We start from the raw sequence: 4,477 nt of genomic DNA, 5'->3' as shown, positions 1-4,477 counted from the left end.
TATTCCGCGGCGTCTGCGTATGCGTCCATTGGGGGGCATGTGCAGACGAGGTTTCTGTCACCGTAAGCGTTGTCGACGCGGTTGACGGGGGACCAGTATTTGTCGACGCCCATGGAACCCGGCGGGAAGCAGGCCTGTTCGCGGGTGTAGGGGCGGTCCCAGTCGCCGACCAGATCGCGCACCGTGTGGGGGGCGTTTTTCAGCGGGTTGTTTTCCGCGTCGATCTTGCCGTCGATGATGTCCTGCGCTTCCGAGCGGATCGACAGCATGGCATCGCAGAAACGGTCCAGTTCGGCCATGGGTTCCGACTCCGTGGGTTCCACCATCAGGGTGCCGGCCACCGGCCAGCTCATCGTTGGCGCGTGGAAGCCTGAATCGATCAGGCGTTTGGCCACGTCATCGACGGTGACATGCGCCTCGGCGTCCAGGGGCCGGGTGTCGAGGATGCATTCATGCGCCACACGCCCCGTTTCCGAGGTATAGAGGATCGGATAGGCATCCTTGAGCCGCGCCGCGATGTAGTTGGCGTTCAGGATCGCCACCTTGGTCGCCTGGGTCAGACCCGCGCCGCCCATCAGCAGCACATAGGCCCAGCTGACCGGCAGAATGGACGGAGACCCGAAGGGCGCCGCCGAGACCGGGCCCACGGCGGTGCCGTATTCCGGGTGCCCGGGCAGGTGCTCGGCCAGATGCGCCTTGACGCCGATCGGACCCATGCCGGGGCCGCCGCCGCCATGCGGGATGCAGAAGGTCTTGTGCAGGTTCAGGTGGCTGACGTCGCCGCCAATGTCGCCGGGGCGCGACAGGCCCACCATGGCGTTCATGTTGGCGCCGTCGATATAGACCTGGCCGCCGTGGTCATGGGTGATCTGGCAGACCTCCTGCACGGTGGTCTCGAACACACCATGAGTGGACGGGTAGGTGATCATGCAGGCGGCCAGATGATCCGAGTGCTTTTCCGCCTTGGCGCGGAAGTCGGCGACATCGATATTGCCCTTGTCATCCGCCTGCACCGGCACGACCTGCCAGCCCACCATCTGCGCCGAGGCCGGGTTGGTGCCATGGGCCGAGGTCGGGATCAGGCAGACATTGCGGTGCCCTTCGCCGCGCGCAAAGTGATAGTTGCGGATGGTCAGCAGGCCCGCATATTCGCCCTGCGCGCCCGAGTTGGGCTGCTGGGAGATCGCGTCATAGCCGGTGATCTGGCACAGCTTGTCGTTCAGATCGGCGATCATCTCGTGATAGCCCTGCGCCTGATCTTCGGGGCAGAACGGGTGCAGATTGCCGAACTCGGGCCAGGTGACCGGGATCATCTCGATCGTGGCGTTCAGCTTCATGGTGCAGGACCCCAGCGGGATCATCGCCCGGTCCAGCGCCAGGTCGCGGTCGGCCAGACGACGCATATAGCGGGTGATCTCGGCCTCGGCCCGGTTCTGGTGGAAGATCGGGTGGGTCAGATAGGCGCTTTCACGCAGCGCATAATCCGGCAGGCGGTATTGCTTGTTCGAGCTGTCATCCTTGCGGTCGATGCCGAAGGCCCCCCAGACCGCCTCGATCGTCTCGGGGCGGGTCTGTTCGTCCAGGCTGATGCCAACCTTGGTGTCGCCCACCTTGCGCAGGTTGACGCCGCGCGCCACGGCGGCCTCCATCACCGTCTTCTGCAGATGGCCGACCTCGACCGTGATCGTGTCGAAGAACACCTCGGGTTCGACCGAGAAGCCCGCCTCTTCCAGGCCGGCGGCCAGGCGCGAGGTCTTGCGGTGCACCGACTGGGCAATCGCCTTGATGCCGTCGGGGCCGTGATAGACCGCATACATCGAAGCAATCACCGCCAGCAGCGCCTGCGCGGTGCAGACGTTCGAGTTCGCCTTCTCGCGGCGGATGTGCTGCTCGCGGGTCTGCAACGACAGGCGGTAGGCCTTGTTGCCGCGGCTGTCGATGGACACACCGATGATCCGGCCCGGCATGGATCGCTTCAGCTTGTCGGTGGTGGCCATGTAGGCGGCGTGCGGGCCGCCATAGCCCATCGGCACGCCAAAGCGCTGGGTCGAGCCGATGGCAATGTCCGCGCCCATCTCGCCCGGTGACTTCAGCAGCGCCAGCGACAGGATGTCGGCGGCGACGATGGCGATGGCCTTGTGTTCATGCAGCGCCGCGATCTCGGCGGTGAAGTCGCGCACATGGCCATAGGTGCCCGGATACTGGAAGATCGCGCCGAATACCGCGCCCGCGTCCAGCTGATCCGGGTCGGCGACCTGCACGTCGATGCCCAGAGGCTCGGCCCGGGTCTTGATCACCGCGATGGTCTGCGGGTGGCAGTTCTTGTCAACGAAGAAGGCCGCGTTGTTGGCCTTGGACCGGCCGCCGCGCTTGGCCATCGCCATCGCTTCGGCCGCCGCGGTGGCTTCGTCCAGAAGCGAGGCGTTGGCCACGTCCAGCCCGGTCAGGTCGCTGACCATGGTCTGGAAGTTCAAGAGCGCCTCGAGCCGGCCCTGGCTGATCTCGGGCTGGTACGGCGTGTAGGCGGTGTACCAGGCCGGGTTTTCCAGGATGTTGCGCAGGATCGGCGCAGGCGTGGTGGTGCCGTAATAGCCCTGACCGATCAGCGAGGTCAGAACCTTGTTCTTCCCCGCCACCTGTTTCATGTGGAAAAGCGCATCGCGTTCCGTCATCGCCGGACCCCAGTCCAGCGGCTGTTTCTGCCGGATCGCCGGGGGGACGGTGGCGTCGATCAGCTCGTCCAGCGTCTTGAAGCCGATCACCTGCAGCATGTCGCGCATCTCGGTCGGGCTGGGACCGATATGGCGACGGTTGGCAAAATCATAGGCTTCGTAGTCGGTCAGTTTGAAGGCCATTGCAGCGCTCCCATGGATAGGTCAGGGCCGGCGGAGACTGCGGGAGCCTCCGGCGGGGATATTTCTTGCCAGATGAAGGGCGGGGCCCAAATTCGGCGGCATCAATTAATTCGATGGAGCCCCATGCCGGGACTCCGTTCGGGTTTACCCGATGAAGGCTTTGTATCCGGCTTCGTCCATCAGATCCTCGAGCTGCGACGCGTCACTGATCTTGATCTTGTAGATCCAGGCCTCGCCCTCGGGGTCGTCGTTCAGCGCGCCGGGATTGTCGGCCAGCGCCTCGTTCACCTCGACGATCTCACCATCGACCGGAGCATAGAGTTCCGAGGCCGCTTTGACGGATTCGATCACACCGATCTCGCCGTCTTTCTCGAACTCGTCGCCCACTTCCTGCTGCTCGACAAACACCACCTCACCCAGCTGTTCAGCCGCGTGTTTGGTGATGCCCAGCGTGGCGGTGTCGCCCTCAACGCTCAGCCATTCATGTTCTTCGGAATAATAGGTTGCCATGCTTCTTTCTCCTGACTTCAACGCTTGTAATTCTGTTTGACGAAGGGCAGCGCCACGATCTGCGCCGGTTGCGCCTTGCCCCGGATGATCAGGTTCACCTTCTCGCCCGGCGCGCCATGGCCTTTGCTCACATAACCCATCGCAACCGGGCCGCCGACCGTGGGGCCAAAGCTGCCCGAGGTGATCTGACCGATGGTGTTACCCTCTAGGCATTGCACTTCCACCCCCTGACGCGCCGGCGCACGGCCGTCGGGCTTGATGCCCACCAGCTTGCGGGCTGCGCCCTCGGCCAGTTCGCGCTGGATACGCTCCGCCCCCGGAAAACCACCTTCTTCCTTGCGGCGCTTCTGCATCGCCCAAGCCAACGAGGCCTCGACCGGCGAGGTGCTCTGGTCGATGTCATTGCCATAGAGGCACAGCCCCGCCTCAAGCCGCAGGCTGTCGCGCGCGCCCAGACCCGCCGGTTCGCACTCCTCATGCGCCAGGAAGGCCCGTGTGATCTCGATCGCCTTATCCTCGGGGATCGAGATCTCGTACCCGTCCTCACCGGTATAGCCCAGGCGCGAGATACGGCATTCGACACCCAGGATGTCGGCAATCGTGGTTTCCATGAACTTCAGATCGCGGGCAGCGGGGCAGAGTTCCCCGACTACATCTTCGGCCTTGGGGCCTTGCACGGCCACCAGCGCGCGGTCGAAGATCTCGGTCACCTCAACCCCGTCCAGATTGTCGCGCATATGCGGAATGTCCTGATGGCGCAGCGCCGCGTTCACCACCACAAAGTAGTGATCCCCCGCATTCGACACGATCAAATCGTCCATGATCCCGCCTTCGGCATTGGTGAAGAACCCGTACCGCGCCTTGCCTTCCTTCAGCGTCGCATAGGCCTGCGGGCACAGAGCTTCCAGCTTCTCACCCACATTCTCACCGCGCAGGATCACCTGACCCATGTGAGACACATCAAACAACGCCGCCTTCTCACGGCACTGCTTATGCTCTCCCATGATCCCCAAAGGATACTGAACAGGCATCTCCCAACCCGCAAAATCAACCATCTTGCCGCCAAGCTCGACGTGAAGGTCATACAAGGGCGTGCGCTTCGGTGTGGTCAT

3 protein-coding genes are annotated in these 4,477 nt (G+C 63.7%); all 3 read right to left on the bottom strand.

All coding sequences use genetic code 11. The annotated features are described in order from the left end of the window. A partial coding sequence (gene gcvP, locus GS605_RS20910; RefSeq protein WP_171638645.1) for an aminomethyl-transferring glycine dehydrogenase occupies positions 1–2,855 on the bottom strand: 2,855 nt, incomplete at its 3' end. Between the two features lie 144 nt (positions 2,856–2,999). Next, positions 3,000–3,365, bottom strand: coding sequence for a glycine cleavage system protein GcvH (gcvH, locus tag GS605_RS20905; RefSeq protein WP_171638644.1), 366 nt, complete (start codon positions 3,363–3,365; stop codon positions 3,000–3,002). A gap of 17 nt (positions 3,366–3,382) precedes the next feature. After that, positions 3,383–4,477: a glycine cleavage system aminomethyltransferase GcvT gene (gene gcvT, locus GS605_RS20900; protein ID WP_171725210.1), complete on the bottom strand. Its 1,095-nt coding sequence runs from the start codon at positions 4,475–4,477 to the stop codon at positions 3,383–3,385.

This window comes from Ruegeria sp. HKCCD7559 (assembly GCF_013110575.1).
Classification (GTDB): domain Bacteria; phylum Pseudomonadota; class Alphaproteobacteria; order Rhodobacterales; family Rhodobacteraceae; genus Ruegeria.
The sequence above is the reverse complement of the archived record's forward strand: the minus strand, read 5'-3'. Positions and strand labels throughout refer to the sequence as shown.

Coding starts and splice junctions, on each gene's coding strand:
- gcvH (WP_171638644.1), bottom strand. CDS start 3,365: ATGGCAACCTATTATTCCGAAGAACATGAATGGCTGAGCGTTGAGGGC.
- gcvT (WP_171725210.1), bottom strand. CDS start 4,477: ATGACCACACCGAAGCGCACGCCCTTGTATGACCTTCACGTCGAGCTT.